4 protein-coding genes and 1 pseudogene are annotated in these 3,747 nt (G+C 30.5%); 4 read left to right on the top strand and 1 reads right to left on the bottom strand.

Annotated features, from left to right (window positions below; translation table 11 throughout):
- Nucleotides 1-178 precede the first annotated feature (178 nt).
- Together ACKI67_RS03180 and ACKI67_RS03175 are read left to right on the top strand one after the other, a co-directional pair.
- The gene (locus tag ACKI67_RS03180; RefSeq protein WP_407461945.1) at nucleotides 179-1,030 is read left to right on the top strand and encodes a DUF4013 domain-containing protein; all 852 of its coding nucleotides are present in this window, start codon (nucleotides 179-181) and stop codon (nucleotides 1,028-1,030) included.
- Between the two features lie 97 nt (nucleotides 1,031-1,127).
- Nucleotides 1,128-1,940, top strand: coding sequence for a hypothetical protein (locus ACKI67_RS03175; RefSeq protein WP_407461944.1), 813 nt, complete (start codon nucleotides 1,128-1,130; stop codon nucleotides 1,938-1,940).
- Nucleotides 1,941-2,150: 210 nt separating this feature from the next.
- Here the strand turns inward: ACKI67_RS03175 and ACKI67_RS03170 are convergent, their stop codons facing one another.
- On the bottom strand, nucleotides 2,151-2,528 hold the full coding sequence (locus tag ACKI67_RS03170) for a hypothetical protein (RefSeq protein ID WP_407461943.1): 378 nt from the start codon (nucleotides 2,526-2,528) through the stop codon (nucleotides 2,151-2,153).
- A gap of 132 nt (nucleotides 2,529-2,660) precedes the next feature.
- Here ACKI67_RS03170 and ACKI67_RS03165 point away from each other — a divergent pair, with 132 nt between their 5' ends.
- Nucleotides 2,661-3,476: a CPBP family intramembrane glutamic endopeptidase gene (locus tag ACKI67_RS03165; protein WP_407461942.1), complete on the top strand. Its 816-nt coding sequence runs from the start codon at nucleotides 2,661-2,663 to the stop codon at nucleotides 3,474-3,476.
- Between the two features lie 74 nt (nucleotides 3,477-3,550).
- Nucleotides 3,551-3,747: pseudogene (locus ACKI67_RS03160) on the top strand (site-2 protease family protein); the annotation flags it as partial.

The raw sequence follows: 3,747 nt of genomic DNA, 5'->3' as shown, positions 1-3,747 counted from the left end.
CGGATTCTTTGGAATCTTCACTGGATCTTTAGGATTTGATATGGCTGCAGGAGGAATATTTGCTGCAGGATTCCTTATAAGTTACTTTGTAATGTTGTTCATTGTAGGTCCTTATACCATGATCATGCAATCAAGAGCAACAGGATTATTATACAATCTTCATTAAATGGGTGGTTTTATGAGTAGCATAACTGATGTTGTAAAGGAAGGATTGAAATATCCTTTCAATGATGGCAAAAAGGTCTTGACCTTAGGTATGATTTTACTTGTTTCCAGTCTTGTTTCAATCTTTATGGACTATATGGTATTTGACAATATGAGAGTATTGGCTGATGTTGCTCCTGTAGAAACTGTTCAAGCAGCAATTTCTGCTCTTCCACCAAGCAGTGTTGCATTGGTGGTCTTGTCTTGGATTGTAGCATTTATATTGGCACTCTTTTGTGCAGGATACATTTATGATGTAATCAAATATTCCATTGAAAAGAGATCTGACCTTCCTGGATTTTCAGACATCAAAGGAATCTTCGTAAAGGGTATCAAAACAGTAATTGTTCAAATTGCATATATGATTTTGCCTTTAATCCTATTCTTCCTTGGATTGATATTGGCTGTAAATGAGGCTGTAAGCAGTTCAGTCAATACAATTGGTGGAATTATAGTAGTCATTGCAATGATATTTTTAATATTTGCAGCTTTGGTGGAAATTATGGCAATCTGCAATATGGTTGCAAAAGATGACTTGAAGGCAGCATTTGACTTCAAAGGAATTTTAGCTCAAATCAAAAGCATCGGTTGGGGCAGATTCATCGGAATCATCATATTCTCTGGTGTAGTGATAGCAATCATCTCAGTATTCTTTGAGTTAATATTTGGAGCAATAGCTACTGGCTTAAGCATCTTGTTAGGTTCTGCATTGGTGATGATCTTGACCAAAACAATCTTGGATTCCTTGCTTGTCAATCCATATATCAGTATTGTCTTAAGCAGAGTCTATGGATCCATTTATAGAGAAGCAAATAGTATTGAATAATTTTTAAATTATTCATTTAAAATTTTTAAAATAATTAATTAACATAATATATCAAAAATTCGAAAAATTAACTAAAATTTTTATAGGTGTAAAAAAAATGAAATTCAATTCAAAATATGCATATATCTTATCTGCATTTTTCGTTCTTGCAATTGTGATTTCAAGTGTAGGAGCAGCAGATTTGGTAAAGGGAGACTTTGGCAATGAAGGTTTCCAAATAGATATCCCTTCAGGTGGTGACTTTTCAAAAGCGGCTACAACCAACTTGAAATTCGGCGACATGAGTATGAATATGGATGTTTTTGAAAACAAAGGGGATAATGCTAAAGACATTAGCTCAATAATTTATTTCAAAGATGGAACTCCAGACAAACAAATGGTTTCAGACATGTTTGCTGACCTTAAAAAAGATGGAAAAGTCATTGAAGAAACTGATAACTATGTTGTGGTTGAAAACCAAAATTCAAATGATTTCCTCAATTTTGACATTGGAAATGGATTTGATGACTTATGGAACTTTGCTACAGGCATATTTGGCGGTGATAACAGTGTAGATGTATCAACTCAAGATGCAGATGTTAAGGTATCTCCTGATAAGGGAATAAATGTTGCGGATGCTGAAAATAACACTGTTTCAATCTCCTCTGAGGGATTACACATCAACGATGCAAGTGGTGAAGATGTTTCAATTTCTGCTGATGGCGTAAAAGTCTCTGGTGGAAACGATTCTGATGGAGAATCTGCAGATGCAAATGTTTCAGTTGATGCAGATGCCTTTGCAAATATTTATAATGGAGATTATTTTATCTGCATTAAAAATTCTGGAAATGATCAACTAATCATTTTAACTGGAAACGATTTGGATTTAATGAAATCTATTGCAGAAACTGCATCATTCAGTGAGAAATAAAATTTTAATTAATTTTATTCTCCTTAATTTCTATCCAAAAATTTTATTTTTATTCCTCCAATTTTCATAGTTTAGAATATTATCATCATATTGGGGGTGATAATATTCTCACCTCATTGTATTAGTTTAATCCGTAAAGGGGGTTTAATTTCTACTTTTTTTTTTTTTAATTATGATACTTTTTTTAATTTCTACTTTTTTTTCTTCTTTTTAACTGATCAACTCTTCAACGGATTTATATAATTCCTCTAAAACAGAATAGATCTTATCTCCAATAACTATTTTAGGTTCTATATTGGCGCCATAGCTATTCAAAAGCTTATTTTGATATTGTATTTCTATTTTCCAGGCAAATCCTCCTTCCAATGTGCAACCCATATATTCCTCTTCCAAGTCCCAAAGACCTATCTTTTCTATGTTTTCCCAAAATTCAATCCATTTTTCCTCATCAATTCCATTGATGTCAATCATTTCAGGATTTGGATCTTTCACCATAAGAATATTATTCATTAACTTAATGGATTTTGTTCCATTGGATTCATGTTTATAGCTTATTTCAAACAGCTCTGGCAGATAATCGATTGTCATGTTATTTTTCCTATTTTTTTAAGAATTAATTAATCTATATTAAACTTATATATTATAAAATTTATAATTTAACTAACTGAAAATGAGTTTAAATCAAATATTTAAAACTTAAATAAATTAACGGGGATTGATATGATTAGATTCAATGATTATTTAGACAGATTATCCATCATCAAGGTTCTATTCTTCTTTTTATTGGTCATGTTAGTTCTCACATTAAGTTCTAATATATTTAACTTTTATTTGGGAAGCTTGATTTTCAAATTTATTTTATATGCTCTTATGCTTCTGTTTTTTGTTTATAATTTTCATCAGATTGATTTAAAAGAAAATTCTGATGATTCCTTTCTGGTTTCATTAAGAAATGAATGCAATTCAATATTTGATGTTTCAAACCTTCAATCAATCTCATTTATTGTGCTTGCAAACATACTATTTGTTTCAACAGTTTACTTCATTTTGAAATATTTGGCAACATTATCTATCATAAATTTTGAATCCCCTCTATTTGGAGATTTCAGTTCCTTAAGTGCTGAATTCCTATTTTTATATTTCATAACTGTAGTCATTTTATCTCCAATCATAGAAGAGCTCCTATTTAGGGGAATATTCTTAAGAGTTTTCAATAAGGAATTGAATAATTTGGCATTGGCAATTATGATCACCTCAATATTGTTTGGGTTCTGTCATGGATTTGGAGGAATCTTAGGAGCTATTTTATTCGGTATTTGCGTTTCAATTCTCTATATCAAGTCAAGGAATATTTTGGTTCCTATATTTGCTCACTTTTTGAATAATTTCATTTCATTCATAATTGCTCTGGGTGGAATTGAATATTTCATTCAAGGTAATCTTATTGTAATTGTTTTGATAGTCATTTTAGCTATTGCCTCTAATTTTGTACTGTTTAGAGCAATTTTAAATGAATGGCCTACTAAAATGGAATAAAAAATTTTCTATTTTTAATAATTTTTATATAAATAATCATAAAGTTTATAAAAGTTTAAAATATAATTTAAGTTATGTTTAGATTTACAGGTAAAGAGATAAGAGATTTAATTATATCCTTTATAGTAATTGCTTTAGGATTTACCATTCTTTACTCTAATGGCGATTACAGCCACATTACTTTAATCTTTCCAGTAGTAATGATTGGAGTGGGGGCAGGATTTATATTCCACGAATTGGGACATAAGTTCGTTGCAATGCATTATGGATA

It is taken from the genome of Methanobrevibacter sp., assembly GCF_045577275.1.
In the GTDB taxonomy this organism is placed as follows: Archaea; Methanobacteriota; Methanobacteria; order Methanobacteriales; family Methanobacteriaceae; genus Methanobrevibacter.
This window is presented reverse-complemented; position numbering and strand designations above follow the sequence as displayed.